Source organism: Brevibacterium sp. W7.2, assembly GCF_018137945.1.
Taxonomy (GTDB): Bacteria; Actinomycetota; Actinomycetes; order Actinomycetales; family Brevibacteriaceae; genus Brevibacterium; species Brevibacterium sanguinis.
The window spans coordinates 1,220,820-1,237,433 of the sequence record NZ_CP073089.1 but is presented as its reverse complement, the minus strand read 5'-3'; the positions used below and the strand labels follow the sequence as shown (position 1 = coordinate 1,237,433).

The window sequence follows — 16,614 nt, the reverse complement described above, 5'->3', positions numbered from 1 at the left end:
CCTGGGCAGGGACAATGGGAGAATGAGCGTCATGACGACTGGAGCAACCCGAGCCCATCCGAGCCGCCGGTCCCGCCGCCGTCCCCTCATCGTCTCCGCGATCATCGTCGTCGTCACCCTCGTCGTCGGGGTCATCGCCGCCGACCGGATCGTCGATTTCACCACCGAGCGCCGGATCGCCGAGGGGCTGGAGAACTACGGCGACGCGCAGGTCGACGTCAGGGGCTTCCCGATCCTCAACCAGTTGGCTGCGGGCAGGCTCGACGCCGTCGACGTCACGGCGACGCGGGCGACGTACGAGGACCTCGAGGTCACCGACGTCGACCTCAGCCTCTTCGATGTGCCCACCGACTCCTCGCGGCCGATCGGCACCGTCGACGGGGAGGCGACGATCCCGCTGTCGACGATCGATCGGCTCGCCGGGCAGAACGCCTCCCTGCCCGACGGGATGACGTTCACGACGACCGACGGGACGCTCTACCTCACCGGTTCCCTGCTCGGGCAGGACGTGCGCGTCGGGATCGATGCGCAGCCCGACGGGCGGCAGATCCTCGTCTCGGCGACGACGCTCACCCTCGGCGCGGCCGAGGTCGACCTCTCGACGATGCCGTCGTTCCTCACCTCGGAGATCTCCGACATCGTCATCGATCTGGGCGACATGCCCGAAGGCCTCGAGGTCACCGGCATCGACGCCGTCGACGACGGCATGCGGGTGAGCGTCCACGGCAACGGGGTGATGCTCGAGTAGGTCAGTCCGTCGAGGACTGAGGTGCCTTCGGCACGATCATCCGATAACCGGACCAGAGGATGTCGATGAGGACGACGATCGTCCAGATCCGTGAGATCGAGCCGATCCACCTCTGCATGTCCGTTCCCCCGGCGTTCCAGCTCAGCAGGGTCGTCACCGAGGTCCCGCCCGTGATCACCTCCCAGGGCCAGCTGGCGGCGACGAGGGCGAAGATCACCTGCGCGATCACGTAGATGCCGACATGGATGGCCAGGGTCGCTGCTGTTCTCTTCATGGCTGGACTCAGTCCCTTTCTCTCTGTGGTGGTGCCGCTGCGGCGGGTGTCGTTTCGACGAGTGCCGTGCTGGCGACTGTCGCGCGGGCGCTGGTCTCGAATGCGTTCGTCTGCCCCGAGGTCTGCGGCGGGGAAACGGCGCAGACCCCGCCACCCGGTGAGCGCGGCGATGATGAGGACGACCGCGGCGGCGATCGTCGCGACATGCCAGGCGCCGGCACCGAAGAGCGCTCCGGCCGCCAGCGTCCCGGCAGCGGTCCCGATGAGCTCTGCGCTCTGGGCGTACCCGAACCCAGCTCCCGCCCGGTGGCCGGAGACGACGGCGATGAGCCTGTCGAGCAGCGGTTCGAGCAGCGAGAAGCACAGGGCGGAGAGGACCCAGAGCACGGCGAGCGCGACCGGGCCGGGGCGGGTGACCATCGCCGCGGCGAACCCGGCGGAGCACGTGAGGCCGAGGAGGAGGATCCACCGCGGCTCGATGCGGCGGACGAGACGGTGGAGAGGACGCGGGGCGATGCTGAGCACGATCGCCCCCGGCAGGTAGACGAGCGCGATCTCTCCGAGCTCCAGCCCGAGCTCGACGGCGAGGTGGAGGATGAGGAGGAGTGAGATGATGCCCTCGGCGAAGGCGAGGACGACGACGAGCGCGAGGATGCCGCGCAGGGATCGCAGCAGATGTGCAGAGTCGGGCGTCGGGCGCTGCCGTGCCTCTCCCTGTGCAGGACTGTGCGTTCCGATCCGCGCGAGCAGGACCCCCGCGACGAGGCAGGCGACCGCGCACGCCAGGAAGACGGCCTGCGGTCCGGCGACCTGGAAGAGCGGGATGCCGATGATGAACGCGATCCAGGCGCCGGAGGACTCGTTCTCCATGAGCACGGCGAAGCGGTCATCGCCGATATCGCCCTCGGCGCGCTCGGCGATGAGGGCGCGCACCGCGACCCAGAAGAGCGCACCGGCGATGCCGCCGAGTGCGGCAGCGGCGAACGCCGGCGGCAGCGTCGTCGAGGCGGCGAAGACGAGGAAGGAGAGTACCCCGACGCCTGAGCCCGCCGCCGCGATCATCGCCGAGCTCCGCGGCGATCCGCACCGGTCGACGAGCCTGCCGGCCAGGGGCCGGATGAGGAGCGAGACGAGGAGCTGGACGGCGACGAGCGCTCCGGTCTCGGCCCCGCTCGCCCCGAGGTGCTGCGCGGCGACGACGGGGAGGACGAAGGCGAGGAGTTCAGCGGGTCCGCTGAAGAAGCCCGACGCCGTCGATGCCTGTGCCCGACCGGAACTCCGGGCCGCCTCGGTGCTGTTCATGCCGCCACGCTATGCGGGAGAGGGAAGCCCCGTCGTCGGGAGGAAGTCGCACGTCGACATCCGACTTTGGGATGATTCCTCCCGACGGCGTCGTCACTAGACTCGGATCATGTCCGATCAGCGGCACCTGTCAGTGCCGGGCCTGCCCGCATTCACCCTCGAGGATCTCCTCACCGCGCTCGTGCTCAGCGCGATCGGCGTCCTCTTCATCGTCCTCGGCCCCCAGAACCAGTGGTTCGACACCGACGTCGTCCCCGACCAGGTCGCTCAGCCCGTGCTCATCACCTGCGGATTCATCGGCACGCTCTACGCCCCGCGGGTGGCGATCTCGACGACGAGCTTCCTCATCGGCCTCGGTGTCGACGTCCTCGCCGGCGGCCACGACTTCGCTCTCTGGCTCGTGTTCCAGCTCGTCTTCGCCCTCGTCGGACACGCATCCCCGCGCGTGTCGACGGTCGTGTTCACCCTCGCAGGAGTCTCGACGATCGTCGCGGGCGTCGCCTCGTTCGCCTCCGGATTCGATCTGTCGACGTCGTTCCAGTTCTCGGTCCTCGCCGTCATCATCCTCTTCCTCCCGGCCCTGTGGGCGAGCAGCGTCCGCGAGCACCGCAACACCGCCGCCGCCGAACACGAACGGGCCGAGGCCGAGCGCGCCCGCGCGGACGCTCAGGAGCAGGCGGCGCGTCTGGCTGCCGAGAACGCCGCGGTGAGCGCCCGGCTCGCCGAGCAGAAGGTGCGAACTGCCGCCGCCGAGGACCTCCACGACCTCGTCGCCGGGCACATCTCCGCGATCGCCCTCCACTCCCAGGCGGCGCTGGCCGCCCACGATGAGAGGATCCGCACCGAGGTGCTCACCACCGTCCACGCCGCCGCCGACCGGGCGCTGAGCGAGATGCGCCGCATGATCGATGTCCTCCGCTCCGACGTCGAGGCCGATCCTCCCGTCGCGGCGTCAGCGGCCGAGGCGATCGCCCTGGCCAGGAGCCTCGGGGTCACCGTCACCGGGGCGGAGGCGCTCACCGCGCTGCCCGACCGGCAGGAGGCGGCGCTGCGTCCGGTCATCGCCGAACTCATCTCCAACGTCGTCAAGCACGCCAGCGCACCGGAGCTGACGATCACCGTCACCGAGGCGGGCGCGATCGCCGCGTCCAACCCGGTCGCGCTCTCCCCCACCGCGGGGGCGACCGACCGGGCGGGGCACGGACTCGACAACATCGCCCACCGGCTCGAGCGCCTCGGCGGGGGTGCCGCATTCACCCGGACGACGGACACGTTCACCGCCACACTCACCCTGCCGGGAGGCAGGACGGCCGCACCCGAGTCGCACGTCGCGCCGGAGCCGCCGAGACCGAAAGGACCCCCGCAGTGACCACCGTCCTCATCGCCGACGATCACGGAGCCGTGCGCGCCGGCATCCGCCTGCTCCTCGACACCGCCGACGGCATCTCCGTGGTCGGCGAGGCCGCCGACGGGCGCACGGCGGTGAGCATGGCAGAAGCGCTGCGCCCGGACATCGTCCTCATGGATGTGCGGATGCCCGTCCTCGACGGAGTCGCCGCGACCCGGCAGCTGCGGTCGGCCCCAGGCGCCCCGACGGTTCTCATCCTCACGTCGTTCGGACTCGACGACGTCATCCTCGCCGCCCTCCGCGCGGGGGCCGCGGGCTTCCTCCTCAAGAGCGCCTCGGCCGAGGAGCTCATCGGCGCCGTGCACCGCGCAGCCGCCGGGGACACCGTGCTCTCACCCGAGGTCACCGCGAGCGTCGTCACCATGCTCTCGGCACTTCCCGAGGAACCGGCACCCGCCGCGGCGCTGCCCGACGATCTCACCGACCGGGAGCGCGAGGTCCTCGCGGGGATCGCCGCAGGCCGGAACAATCGCGCCCTGGCCAATGAGCTCGGCATCACCGAGGCCACTGTGAAGACGCACGTCTCCCGAGTGCTCGTCAAGCTCGGCGTCGAGTCGCGGGTGCAGGCAGCGCTCGCCTACACCGCCGCGACCGGCCCTTCCGCGGACAAGTCGGGTTGAGGCGGGGCGAAGGCGGCCCACAGGACCGACTCAGCCTCGCGGACTAGGATCGGTGGCGACCATCACATCTGTGAAGCACACCTGTGAAGAAGGGCAGTCCCATGGGATTCGACAAGTTCATCAACAAGGCGAAGAACCTCGCCAACGACCCCAAGGTCCGTGAGAAGCTCAACAACCCCAAGGTGGAGAAGTTCAGCGATCAGGTCCTCGACAAGGCTGCCGGTGCCGCCGATTCGCTGACGAAGGGCAAGTACAGCGACAAGATCAAGAGCGCCCGCGACGCCGCGGACCGCGCGATCGGCCACGACGACCAGCGCCCCGGCGACGCCCGGCCCGGTGACCCGCGCCCCGGTGACCCGCGCCCCGGCGACGCCCGGCCCGGCGACCCGCGTCCGGGTGAGCAGAACCCGGTCGACTTCCGTGATCGCCGCGACCCCGAGGACCCGCAGAGCCCCCGGCGCTGAGCCGGTTCGGCACCACCGAGGATGCCCCGCACGGCTGCCGCCGTGCGGGGCATCGCGTGTCTCGGGTGGCCGATCCGGCGGCCTCGTGTGTGAGAATGGCAGTCGGCCCGCGCTCGTGCGGCCGACAGCCGACACTGCCCCGAAGGAGGTGCTGTGCGATCCCCCATTCCCGACTTCCTCGATGAGACGCTCGAGCGTCATCGCCACGACCGCAGCGGTGCGATGGCCGACTACATCCCCGACCTCGCGGCCGCGGATCCGAACAAGCTCGCGATCAGCATCTCGACGCTCGACGGCGTCCTCTACGACTCCGGCGACTCCGATTTCGAGTTCTCGATCCAGTCGATGTCGAAGCCCTTCATCTACGGCATCGCCCTCGAGGCCCTCGGCATTCCTGCCGTCCTCGACAAGGTCGGCGTCGAACCCACCGGTGAGGCGTTCAACGAGCTCTCCCTCGACAAGACCTCGGGCAAACCGCTCAACCCGATGATCAACGCCGGGGCCATCACCATCCACTCCCTCCTCGGCGGGGAGAACGCGACCCTGGCCGAGCGCACGGAGATCGTCCGCGCCGGACTCTCCCGGTTCGCCGGCCGGCAGCTGCGCGTCGATGAGCACATCGCCGCCGGGGAATGGCAGCAGGCCTACCGCAACATAGCGATCGCCAACATGCTCCGGTCCTACGACGTCATCACCGACGATCCCGACGAGGTCGTCCAGGGCTACATCAACCAGTGCTCGGTCCTCGTCAGCGTCCGGGACCTCGCGATGATGGCCGCCACCCTCGCCGGCGGCGGGGTCAACCCGATCACCGGCGAGCGGGTGCTCTCCCCGAGGGTCAACCGGCAGGTGCTCGGAGTGATGATGACGTGCGGCATGTACGACGCCGCCGGTGACTGGATGACCGAGGTCGGGGTGCCCGCCAAGAGCGGCGTGTCCGGCGGCCTCTTCGGTGTCCTGCCCGGCCAGGTGGGCATCGCGACGTATTCGCCGAAGCTCGACAAGCACGGCACGAGCGTGCGCGGAGCGAAGATCTTCCGCTCGCTGTCGGCCGACCTCGGCCTCCACATCATGAACGCACCGGAGCCCGCCCGCTCGATCATCCGCCGCGATCGGCGCTTCGTCGATGCGAAGGGCGACATGGTCCGCATCGTCAGCCTCCAGGGGCTCATCCAGTGGAGCGGCGCGGAGAACGTCATGCGCGAGATCGCCTCCCCCGACGACGCCATCGACGTCTTCGCCCTCGACCTGCGCCGGGTGTACTCGATCAACGAGGTGGCCCGCCGGATGATCGTCGAGGCGCTGCGGCGACTCGGCGAGGAGGGCAAGCAGGTCGTCCTCCTCGACCCGGAGAACTCGATGGGCTGCAGCGGACCGTCCTCGGCGCTGCCCGGGGTCGAGATCCTCGAGTCGCCGAAGCAGCTGCGCGATCTCGACCTGCGCGGGCTGCGGCGGGTGCGCGACGACTTCGCCGATCAGGTGTCCTGACCGCCTCGCCGGCTTGCGGTGGCGCGATGCCGGCGACCACCTCGGCGGGATTTGCTAAGGTGAACCTAACTCCACCTACAGCGAAAGGCCCCCGCATGTCGACTCCCGCCCCCGCCCGGACGAAGCGCCCGGATCGCCCGCAGGCCATCCTCTCCGTCATCAGCACGGAGACGGTGAGCCCGCATCTCGTCCGGATCGTCGCCGGCGGCGAGGGGTTCGACGCGATCAGGAACAACGACTCGACGGACAAGTACGTCAAGATCATGTTCGCCGATCCCGCGCACGGCCTCACCCCGCCCTACGACCTCGCCGCCCTGCGGGAGACGGCACCGGAGACCCTGCCCCGCAACCGCACGTACACGGTCCGGGAGATGGATGTCGCGGCCAAGCGGGTGACGATCGACTTCGTCGTCCACGGCGACGAGGGCATCGCGGGCCCCTGGGCGAAGGCCGCGCAGCCCGGGGACACGCTCGTCCTCATGGGTGCCGGCGGGGCCTACCGCCCCGTTCCGGCATCGCCGTGGCATCTGCTCATCGGCGACCACACGGCGCTGCCCGCGGTGAGCTCGGCGATCGAGGCGATGGACGCCGAGGCGACCGGCCACGTCCTCCTCGCCGTCGCGCACTCCGCCGACCGCCTCCTCCCCGCGGTCCCGGCAGGACTGACCGTGACCTGGGTCGACTCCGATGAGGACCTCATCGCCGCGGTGAGCGACCTGCCCTGGGCGGCGGGGACGCCGCAGGTCTTCGCTCACGGTGAGCGGGAGACGATCAAGGCGATCCGGCGGATCCTCAAAGAGCGGGAGGTGCCCCGGGAGGCGCTGTCGATCTCCGCGTACTGGGCGCGCGGACGGGCCGAGGACCAGTTCCAGGCCGAGAAGCGCGAACCCATCGGCCAGATCGAGTGATCGACCCGGCCGATGGGCGGGATGGGGTTCTCAGCGCGTCAGTCGGATGTGAACGCGCCCTTGAGTTTTGACAGGGCCGCGGCGATCTCGGTGAGATCCTCGGCGGAGAGCCGCTCGAGGTAGCGGTCGACGAGGAAGTCCTCGTAGCTGACCAGCGCGTCGCGGTACTTCCTGCCGCGGTCCTGCAGCTCGAGGACCTGCACGCGCCCGTCGCGCTCGCTGCGGCGGCGGGCGATGTAGCCGCCCGCCTCGAGGACGCCGAGATGCTGGCTGATCGCCCCCTTCGTCACTCCGAGGTCGGCCGCGAGCTCCCCCGAGGTGATCTCGGGGTTGTTCGCGATCCGCTCGAGGACCGTGTGCTGCTGAGCGGTGAGCTCGAAGTCGTCGTACTGCGGACCCTCCCCTTCGGAGACGCGCCACAGTTCGACCAGGAGCGTATTGATCCGCGCGGCGGCCGCGCGGGCCTCGGCCTCATCCGGCATGACGCGCCTGCCTCACGGCACCGACCACGGCGGGCTTCGCCGCCGGGGCGTCGGTCGCCGTGTCGCTCGACGTGTCGGTCACCGTCTCGGCCGTCGTCTCACTCACCTCAGTCGCGGGCTTCTTCTTCCGGCGGAGGATCTTCGCCTTGATCGCCTGGAACGCCTCCTTGCCGACGCACGCGATGGCGAGCAGCAGGACGCCTTCCCCGGCGGCGAGGACGCCGGCCACGAGTCCGACCTTGCTGCCGGCGTCGATGGGCAGGAACGGAGCGATCGGGATGATGAGGAAGAAGAGCGGATAGAGGATGAGCAGGGCGATTCCGAACTTGAAGCGGAGTGGTTTCTTCGCTCCCTTTGCGGGAGCCTTGCGGGTGCGGGGTTTCGTTGTCATGTCATTTAGTTTAGTTGACTAAACTAAATGAGTCAACTCGGGTCAGCGCTTCCTCCGCGTCACGACGAATGCGACGACGCCGATGGCGATGAGTCCGACCGCAAGCGCCCCCATGAGCAGGTACTGCCCGAGGTCGGCACCGGTGCGCGGCAGCGAGCCCGCGTTCTCGTCGCCGTCGTCGGCAGAGTCAGCGCTCGCGTCCGGATCGGCGCCCGCTGCCGCTGAGGCCGATGAGCCGCTCGCGTCCGCTTCGGCGCCCTGTGCGTCCGCGCCGCTCCCCTTCGCATCCGATCCGTCGGCGTCCTGGCCGCCTGCGGTCGACCCGGTCGCCGCGGTGGTGCCCTCAGCGCCGGCGTCCGCCTCGGCGCCTGCGGTCTCGTCTGCGCCGGACGCATCCGCGTCGGACCCGGCGGTGCTGTCAGCCCCGGCGTTGTCGCCGGCCCCGGCATCCGCCTCGGCGCCGGCGTTGTCCCCGGCCCCGGCATTGTCATCGGCGCCGGCATTGTCATCGGCACCGGCGTCCGACCCGCCACCGCCGTTACTGAGATCGGCGATCGAGTAGATGCTCGTCGTGCCGGACACCTCACTGCCGACGACGAGGGCGGCCTCCCCGGACGGCGATTCGTCGGGGCTGAGGAACGTGATGCCCTCCGGGCCGAGGTCACCGGCGCTGGCGAGCAGGGCCGTCGGATCCTCGGCGGCCTCGATCTCGTCCTCGACGGAGACGGAGAAGTCGCGGTTGTTGAAGTAGGTCGCGAACTTCGGCTGCGCGGGATCGGTGAGGTCGTAGGCGGCGATGCCGCCGACGCGCTCGAAGCCGATGAACGCATACGTCGTTCCGCCGACCTCGCCGATCGTCAGCGCCTCGGGCTCCGGACCCTTGTCGTCGCTGCGTCCCTCGAGGTTCGACTCGGAGTGGTTGGAGTTGAAGAAGTCGGGATTCGCCTCGGCGGTGAGCCGCTCGAACTCGTCACCGGAATCGGCGACGAGCTCACCGTCGGTCGTCCACACCGCGAACGAGCGGGCGCCGAAGGAGTAGAGCTCCTCGTAGCAGCTGCCGTCCTCGCTGAGGCCGAGGTCGGTGATGACGTTGAGGCGTCCGAGCTCGTCATCGCCGAGCCGGTCGGCCAGCGGCGAGGACTCGCAGACCGGCGCAAGGCCGTCGTCGCCGAGATCCTTGGCGCGGGCGGCATCGGAGAAGTCTCCCCATTCGCGGGAGTCGCCCTCATTGGCGGTGACGAGGTAGTCGGTGCCGCCTGCGGAGAACGTCGAGATCGTGTCGGGCATGTAGGTGCCCTTGAGTCCCGGGTATTCGGCGATGTTGATCGTCGGGGCGTCCTCGGGATCGCGGTCGGAGGGATCGAGGCCGTTGCCCGGCTGCCCGTGGTCCTTGAAGCCGAGAGGGAGGATCTCGGTGACCTCGGCGGAGGCGATGTCGACGACGGCGACCGAGTTCGCCTCCTGCAGCGTCGCGTACGCCTTGTCGCCGGCCACGGTGATGTACTCCGGTTCGAGGTTCCGCGACACCGGCAGGTCGCCGTCGGGGTTGGGGCCGAAGACCCGGACGTCGGCGGGCAGGGTCTTGGAGCCGCCCTCCTCGAAGTCGTTGAAGTCCGCGATCCGCACCGCGTCCTGGGACGGGGCGGCCACCTCGGCGGGGAGATCGACGACGCCGATCGACCCTTCGGGGTCCGTCGAGAAGTCGTCGGCGGGTTCGCCTTCGTTCGCCGTCAGCGCCCGGGTGCCGTCGGGGGTGAGGGCGACCATGTCGGGCAGGGAGCCGACGGTGACCGAGCCGAGCACCGTCGCCTCGGGTGAGTTCGCGTCGAAGAACAGCAGCGTTCCCGGCTGGGTCTTGTCCGCGTCTTCGAGGGCGATGACGCCGAGGCCGTCGTCGCGGATCGCCACCGAGTTCGCGACCCCGGTCCCGGTGATCTCGCCGGTCTTCGTCGGGTTCGTCGGATCGGAGGCGTCGATGATGTCGACGGTCGCCGCCTGGGCGTTGACGGTGAAGACGGTGTCGCCGTAGGTCGCGGTGATCTCTGCGGCGGATTCGTCGAACTGGCCGGTCTCATAGGAGCCGAGGAAGCCGAGTTCGACTTCAGCGTCCGGTGCCGAGGAGCTGATCGGGTCGGGCACTTCCGCCGCACTCGCCCCGGCACCGCCGGTGACGGTGAGCCCAGTGGTGAGACCGGTGGTGAGGAGAAGTGAGGTGAGGGCGGCGGTGATCGTCTTCGTATGCGTCATCGGGTCTCCGAGTCGTGGCGGCGGCAGGCGGCAACGGCCCGCCCACCTCCATATATGGGCAGGGAGTTGTCTCCGGCCGGAACCTCAGATGGACGGCAGGTGAAGAGCCGGGGTCGGTCTGCGCGCCGGTGACGCTGTGACCGGCAGGCTCAGGCAGGGCCGGTTGCCGGTGTCTGCGGACCAGCTGCCGGCGGGGACCTCAGCGCAGACCGAGGGCGTCGACGACCTCGGCGGCTGCGCGCTTGGCCTCGGCGTCGAGCCCGTGCAGGGGTGCGGGCAGGCTGTCGCCGGTGACGAGGCCGAGGTGCTCGGCGATCGCCGCCCCCACCCGGAGGCTCCCGCCGTGGGCGGCGAAGAGGTCCCACAGCGGCTGGAGCTCGGCGGAGAGCTCGCGGGCGAGGTAGGCGTCCCCGGACTGTGCGGCGCGGGTGATCGCGAGCATCGGCTCGGGCAGAGTGCCCCCGATCGCGGAGAACCACGCATCGCAGCCGGCGAGGAGGCCGTCGGCGCCGTACGCGTCGACGGAGACGCCGATCGCTGTGCCCTCCGCGGTCGCCTCCCGGATGTCGGCGACCCGCTGCGTCCACTCCCCCTCAGACAGCGGCAGGCCGGGGATCTTGATCGCGGCAACGCCGTCGAGCTCGCTCAGCCGTCCGTAGAGGTCGGTCGTGAACGTGAAGTGCGTCGTCCCCGGATTGTCGTAGACGATGACGGGCAGGTCCGTCGCCGAGGTGACGGCGCGGAAGAGCTCGACGACCTCGTCCGCGGTGAGCGGGTGGTAGCTGATCGGGGCGAGGAGGAGTGCTGAGGCCCCGGCCTCCTCGGCCGCGGCGGCGTTGGCGAGCACATCGCGTTGGCTGAGCGCTCCGATCCCGACGATGACGGGGATGCCCTGGGCGCGCTCCACGGCGGCGCGGGCGACGAAGGCGCGGGTGCCGACGCTGAGGTAGGGGCCCACCCCGGTCGACCCGAGCGGGGCGATCGAATCGACGCCGGCGGTCACGAGGCGGTCGATGAGCCCGTCGAAGGCGACCTCGTCGAGGCTGCCGTCGCGGATGGGTGTGAGCGGGAAGGCGCTGAGGCCGGTGAGGGCGATCATGACGATGTCCGTTCTCTCGTCGTCGATGGGTCTCCGTCGAGGGTGGCGATGAGGTGTTCGAGCGGCGGGAAGGACGGTCGCGCGTCGGGACTGGCCACGGCGATCGCCCCGACGGCGTTGGCGACGCGCAGGGCGTCGGCGGCGGGGATGCCGGAGCGCAGGGCGATGGTCAGGGCCGCGCAGAAGGCGTCGCCGGCCCCGACGGTGCTCACCGGGGTGAGTGTCTCGGCGGGTGCGAACGCGATCTGCTCACCGTTCTCGAGCAGGGCCGATCCCTGCGCCCCGTAGGTCACGGCCACCCGGCGAGCCGTGGCCAGCTGCGGCAGCGCGGCGTACTCGGATTCGTTGACGATGATGAGATCAGCACGGTCGACGACCTCGGCGGGCAGAGGAATCGCGGGGGCGGCGTTGATGACGAACCAGCCGCGCACGGTGCGGGCGAGGTCGCTGATGACCTCGAGCGGGATCTCGAGCTGCGTGAGCACGGTGTCCGTCTCGTCGAACCTCAGTCCGGCGGCGCTGACCTGGGCGTTCGCCCCTTCGCACACGGCGATCGTGTTCTCGCCGCGGGCGTCGACGGTGATGAGCGCGGTCCCCGTTTCGGCGTCCACCTCGGCGATGGCACTGACGTCGACGCCGGCCTCACGCAGGTCCGCGGTCATCTCCCGTCCCGTCGGATCCGCGCCGACGGCCCCGACCATCCGGGTCACGGCGCCGAGGCGGGCCGCCGCGGCCGCCTGGTTCGCGCCCTTCCCTCCGGGGCTGCGTGACAGCGTGCCGCCGCCGACGGTCTCTCCGGGGCCGGGCAGGCGGTCGGTGACCGCGGTGATGTCGGCGTTGATGCTGCCGACGACGGTGAGCGGGAGGGCGAATGCGGACACACCTCACTCTAACCCCCGCCTCGGACACGGGAGGTGTCCCGGCGCAGGGAGGTGTCTCGGTGCCGAGGCCGGGGTCGTGGGATGACGTATATTCGGGCCATGGCCGATGATTCGACGGAAGCGCGCCCGACGGTTCGGCGCTACGGGGCGGGACAGTGGATCAGCGGGGCGGCGCAGACGCTCATCGTCCTCACGTGCGTCCTCTACCTCGTCACCAACACCCTGTGGGCGCTGCTGCTGTGGGAGGCGGTGACGGTCGTCTACCTCGGCGTCGGGCTCATCGTCGTGTGGAACGGCAGCCGACAGCCCGAGGCCGGAGATCGCACGGAGGCCCGAGCGGTCGTCAAGTGGCTGTGGATTCCCCCGCTGCTCGCCGCGGTCGTCGGGGCGAATGCGGCGATCACCGCGATGGTCACCCAGGACTCCGCGGACGGCGGCGCCGACCAGACGACGATCCTGTTCGCGGCGAGCGCGGGCATCATCCTCTCGTGGCTCATGCTCCACATCGCGTTCGCCGAGATCTATGAGGTCACCGAGGCGGCCAATGACGAACGGGAGCTGCGCTTCCCGACAGCCGACCTCCCGACGACCCTCGACTACCTCTACTTCTCCTACACGATCGGCACGTCGTTCGCGACCTCGGACGTCGAGGTGTGCGGGATCGCCGCCCGCCGCATCGTCCTGCTCCAGAGCATCATCGCGTTCTTCTACAACGCGCTTGTCGTCGCCGTCGCCTTCCAGGTCCTCCAGAAGCTTGTGACGATGGCCTGAGGAGCAGGAGACTCAGGCGACGAACACGCAGAAGGGGTGGCCTGCGGGATCGGCGAGGACGTAGAGAAGCTCGTCAGGGTCGTCCGCGCGGTCGAGGAGCTGGCGCGCCCCGAGGTCGAGGGCCCGGGCGCGGTGGGTCTCGAGCGCTGCGGTGTCGGGCACCGTGAAGTCGAGGTGGAGCTGCATGGGCACGGCCGGATCGGGCCAGGTCGTCGGGGTGAGCTCGTCGGTCTGCTGGATCGCGAGCGTGCGCCGGCCCTCGGCGTCGACGAGGACGAGCCAGTCGGCGTCGTCGGGTCCGCCGTCGACGGGCGGCTCGTCGCCGCTGCGGTAGCGCAGTCCGAGGAACTGCCGGTAGAACTCGGCGAGGGACCGCGGGTCCTCGGCGTCGAGGACGGTGTGGAGCAGGCGCGGGAAATCGCTCATGTCTGAGCCTAACTCAGGAGGCCTCGTTGAGGAGGCCCTGCTCAGGAGGCGGGAACCTCGAAGTCTCCGCGGAACTCGGGGATCGTCTGGTCCTCGCCGAGGACCTTCGCCTCGGGGCGGACGTACGCGCCCTTGAGCGTGTCGGCGGTCTGGCTCACGTAGACGGGGATGAAGCCGGTGTGCTCGCCGTCGCGGCGCGGCGCGCGTTCGAAGTAGGTGAAGCCGGCGGCCGTGAGCTCGTCGTCAGCAGTCGAGGCATAATTGACCTCCTCGCCGGCACTGTCGAGGTAGAAGTCCGAGGCGCTGATCGTGCCGCCGTAGTCCTCACCGGGAACGACCTTGACCTCGAGGTAGACCATCTCACCGTCGGGGTTGTCGGAGGCTTCGTAGTATTCGGTGGGATTGTTGCGGACCGCGGAGACGATGGTGATGACATCGCCGGTCTCACTGTCGGTGAGCTCCTGGCCGATCTCGACCTGCGTGCCCTCCCCAGCCGGAGCAGCCGCCTCGGTGGACGAGGCTTCGGGGGCGGCTTCGGTGGTCTCCTCGACGGCGACGGAGCCGGCTTCGGAATCGGCCGACTCCTCCGCGTCTCCGGCGGCACCGCAGGCCGAGAGAGTGAGCAGGGCAGCGGCGGCGAGAGCGGCGGAGCGGGCGACGAGTCTGGTGGGGCGGTTCATGATGTCCCTTTCACGGAATGGTCGTCACCGGCTCTCGGCAGGCGACTGATCGAACGAGATCGACGTTAGCCGCGCACACCCTGCCCACAGGTGCTCAACAGGGCACAGACGGTGACAGGACTGGAACATCGGACGCCCGAGGCGACCACCTCGGTGCGGGACCACCTGGGCGTGGGCACGCCTCGGCACGGGACCACCTCGGTGCGGACATGCGAGAAGCCCCGTGGATCCAGATTCCTCAGGATCCACGGGGCTTTCCCATCGGGGTGAGTAACGGGACTTGAACCCGCGACATCCGCGACCACAACGCGGCGCTCTACCAGCTGAGCTATACCCACCACACAGCCCGCACAGAGGTGCAGACAGCAAGATATAGCTTAACCGCCCAGGCCGCTGCCGGGCAAACCAGCAGGCACGGACGGGAATAATGAGACGCAGATCTCCTGACGTGCAACGATTCCGTAGAGATGTATAACGGTTTCGGAAACTCGGTGGGAGGTGCACGACTCATTCACTAGGATTGTCACCGCCCTGCCGTCGACCTGCTCAAGGACCCCTATTACATGCCACGTGCGCTGATCTCTGTCTCCCAGGACGGGTATGCCTACCTGTCCCTCGATGGGGCGACGAGTCGCTACACCGACACCGGTCAGGCCATGGCGTACCTCGGCGACTATGCGCGCGCCACGGAGACTCCGGTGACCGTGACGATCGGCGACGGCGCCCAGGGAGTCGACGTCGAGATCGACGTAACCGGCAGGATCGTCCCGGCGCAGACCACGGAGACCGAACTCGGCGCGACGAGAAGCGCCGCGCCCGAGCCGACCCTGGGGACCACCTCGGCGCGGGCCGCCGACGACACCCAGCCGATCACCGTCCCCGCCAGGATCGACTCCGAGGTCGACTCCCCTGGTCAGGGGTCCACTCCGGACGCCTCCCCCGCATCCGCCCAGTCCTCGACGTCCGCGCAGTCCCCCGCCGAGGCGGACGCCGCCCACCGCGCGACCGACGGCCACGACCGCGCCACCGATAGCACCGGGCCGGCGACGACCGATGCGGGCTCGACCGCGGATGAGTATCCGCTCGGCACCCCGTACTCGGGTCCGGCCGCACAGGCGCCTGCGGCACCGAAGCAGAAGCCGCCGCGCAAGCAACCGCCGCGCACACGCGGGCCGCGGTCGGGAAAGACGCGACTGGGCAGGCTCACGGTTCCCGGCCTCGTCCTCATCGGCATGGCCATCCTCATGATCGGCGCGTTCGTCGTGCCCAACATCGTGCCGACGAACGCCACGGACTCCCCGCAGACCATCGCCTCCGACCAGCAGCTCAACCCCGCCTCCGACATCTCGGTGGAGAAGACCGACGACATCGTCCCGAGCTTCGCGAACACGCCGACGTGGCAGGCGAAGATCCCGGGCACCGCCTCGGTGACGGCCTCCGACCGCGGTGTCCTCGTCGTCGACGGCGGCAACCTCGAGGTCCTCGACGCCGCCGACGGCACGGTCCGCTACTCCGGACAGACCGATGAGGCCCCGACCTTCGCCGTCGACACCCGCATCGACGGCCGCGCCGCCCTCCTGTGGCAGGTCGGCGACTCCGCGCAGGCGCTCTTCGACGGCGAGAGCACCCCGAAGACCTACCAGCTGCCGACGAACGCGCGGATCTCCTCCGCGGGCACGAGCGTGCTCGTCAAGTCCGGCAACAAGCTCGCGACCTTCGGCCAGGACGGCCTCATCGACATTCCCACCCCCGACAGCGGGTCGACCCCGATGGCCGTCGAGAACGGCGAGCTCTACAGTGCCGACTACGACGGGCCCGTCGTGGCGACGAACATCACCAGCGGCGACGAGCGCAGCATCGGGCTCGAATCCCCAGCCGACGGCCTGCGCATCATCAAATGGATCTCCGCCGGCCACGGCAAGGTCATCGCCCTGTGGGGCGAGCAGGGGGCGTCGACGAACAGCGGTCACCGCATCCAGCTCGTCGTCCACTCCCTCGAGGACGGCTCGATCCTCTCGACGGTGACGACGACGACCGACATCGTCGGCGAGATGTCGTGGGTCCGCGGTCAGGGCGGGCAGCGCGCCTACATCGGCCCGTACCTCTTCGACCTCGAAACGGGTCTGCTCCTCGTCGACACCTCCGGCCGCGACATCAACCTCTCCGAGCCCAAGGGCACGATCGTTCCCTGCACGATCGACAGCGAAGCGGCATGCCTCCTTGCCGGACAGGCGGCGTACCGGTCCGACACGCGACTGCTCGCCGTCACGGACGCGGGCAATCTCGCCATCGTCGACGGCCCCGACTCGACGATCCGGGCCTACCCGAAGAAGCCCGCGACCCCGGGCGGCTGACCGCGCGCTTTTACAGCGTTCGCTCAGCCACTATGATGGTGGCCGGCGCGCCTTCGCGTCATGCCACCCTG

The 16,614-nt window shown here is 69.8% G+C and carries 16 protein-coding genes and 1 tRNA gene; 8 read left to right on the top strand and 9 right to left on the bottom strand.

Annotated elements, in window-relative coordinates; all coding sequences use genetic code 11:
- Window positions 1-31 precede the first annotated feature (31 nt).
- Entirely contained in the window at window positions 32-748 is a 717-nt protein-coding gene (locus J9315_RS05535) for a DUF2993 domain-containing protein (protein WP_211978972.1), read from the top strand.
- Between the two features lies 1 nt (window position 749).
- Here J9315_RS05535 and J9315_RS05530 read toward each other — a convergent pair whose 3' ends face one another.
- Window positions 750-2,324, bottom strand: coding sequence for an MFS transporter (locus tag J9315_RS05530; RefSeq protein WP_211978971.1), 1,575 nt, complete (start codon window positions 2,322-2,324; stop codon window positions 750-752).
- 109 nt (window positions 2,325-2,433) lie between these two features.
- Between J9315_RS05530 and J9315_RS05525 the strand changes: the two genes are divergently transcribed.
- From J9315_RS05525 to J9315_RS05505, 5 genes are all read left to right on the top strand, one after another.
- Entirely contained in the window at window positions 2,434-3,693 is a 1,260-nt protein-coding gene (locus J9315_RS05525) for a histidine kinase (protein ID WP_211978970.1), read from the top strand.
- The gene (locus J9315_RS05520; protein ID WP_211978969.1) at window positions 3,690-4,352 is read left to right on the top strand and encodes a response regulator transcription factor; all 663 of its coding nucleotides are present in this window, start codon (window positions 3,690-3,692) and stop codon (window positions 4,350-4,352) included. The genes J9315_RS05525 and J9315_RS05520 overlap by 4 nt, the downstream gene beginning before the upstream one ends.
- A 101-nt stretch (window positions 4,353-4,453) precedes the next feature.
- Window positions 4,454-4,816: an antitoxin gene (locus tag J9315_RS05515; protein ID WP_211978968.1), complete on the top strand. Its 363-nt coding sequence runs from the start codon at window positions 4,454-4,456 to the stop codon at window positions 4,814-4,816.
- A 153-nt stretch (window positions 4,817-4,969) separates the two neighbouring features.
- Window positions 4,970-6,304 carry a glutaminase gene (locus tag J9315_RS05510; protein WP_211978967.1) on the top strand — a complete coding sequence of 445 codons (1,335 nt, stop codon included), beginning with the start codon at window positions 4,970-4,972 and terminating at the stop codon, window positions 6,302-6,304.
- Between the two features lie 95 nt (window positions 6,305-6,399).
- Entirely contained in the window at window positions 6,400-7,212 is an 813-nt protein-coding gene (locus J9315_RS05505) for a siderophore-interacting protein (protein ID WP_211978966.1), read from the top strand.
- 38 nt (window positions 7,213-7,250) lie between these two features.
- Here J9315_RS05505 and J9315_RS05500 read toward each other — a convergent pair whose 3' ends face one another.
- The 5 genes from J9315_RS05500 to J9315_RS05480 form a co-directional block, all read right to left on the bottom strand.
- Window positions 7,251-7,694, bottom strand: a complete 444-nt coding sequence (locus J9315_RS05500) for a MarR family transcriptional regulator (protein WP_211978965.1) — start codon at window positions 7,692-7,694, stop codon at window positions 7,251-7,253.
- The gene (locus J9315_RS05495; protein WP_211978964.1) at window positions 7,684-8,085 is read right to left on the bottom strand and encodes a transporter suffix domain-containing protein; all 402 of its coding nucleotides are present in this window, start codon (window positions 8,083-8,085) and stop codon (window positions 7,684-7,686) included. The genes J9315_RS05500 and J9315_RS05495 overlap by 11 nt, the downstream gene beginning before the upstream one ends.
- Window positions 8,086-8,127: 42 nt before the next feature.
- A complete protein-coding gene (locus J9315_RS05490; RefSeq protein ID WP_211978963.1) occupies window positions 8,128-10,332 on the bottom strand; it encodes a choice-of-anchor I family protein in 2,205 nt (734 codons plus the stop codon).
- A gap of 199 nt (window positions 10,333-10,531) precedes the next feature.
- The gene (locus J9315_RS05485) at window positions 10,532-11,431 is read right to left on the bottom strand and encodes a dihydrodipicolinate synthase family protein (RefSeq protein WP_211978962.1); all 900 of its coding nucleotides are present in this window, start codon (window positions 11,429-11,431) and stop codon (window positions 10,532-10,534) included.
- Entirely contained in the window at window positions 11,428-12,312 is an 885-nt protein-coding gene (locus J9315_RS05480) for a ribokinase (protein ID WP_211978961.1), read from the bottom strand. The genes J9315_RS05485 and J9315_RS05480 overlap by 4 nt, the downstream gene beginning before the upstream one ends.
- A 99-nt stretch (window positions 12,313-12,411) precedes the next feature.
- Here J9315_RS05480 and J9315_RS05475 point away from each other — a divergent pair, with 99 nt between their 5' ends.
- Complete coding sequence (locus J9315_RS05475; protein ID WP_198499256.1) at window positions 12,412-13,083, top strand: DUF1345 domain-containing protein; 672 nt, start codon at window positions 12,412-12,414, stop codon at window positions 13,081-13,083.
- Window positions 13,084-13,095: 12 nt separating this feature from the next.
- On the opposite strand, the gene J9315_RS05470 is transcribed toward J9315_RS05475, so the two are convergent.
- From J9315_RS05470 to J9315_RS05460, 3 genes are all read right to left on the bottom strand, one after another.
- A complete protein-coding gene (locus J9315_RS05470) occupies window positions 13,096-13,509 on the bottom strand; it encodes a VOC family protein (protein WP_211978960.1) in 414 nt (137 codons plus the stop codon).
- Between the two features lie 41 nt (window positions 13,510-13,550).
- Entirely contained in the window at window positions 13,551-14,189 is a 639-nt protein-coding gene (locus J9315_RS05465; protein ID WP_211978959.1) for a hypothetical protein, read from the bottom strand.
- Between the two features lie 265 nt (window positions 14,190-14,454).
- Window positions 14,455-14,527, bottom strand: a tRNA-His gene (locus J9315_RS05460).
- 225 nt (window positions 14,528-14,752) lie between these two features.
- Here J9315_RS05460 and J9315_RS05455 point away from each other — a divergent pair.
- On the top strand, window positions 14,753-16,543 hold the full coding sequence (locus J9315_RS05455; protein ID WP_211978958.1) for a hypothetical protein: 1,791 nt from the start codon (window positions 14,753-14,755) through the stop codon (window positions 16,541-16,543).
- The last annotated feature ends 71 nt before the right edge of the window (window positions 16,544-16,614 follow it).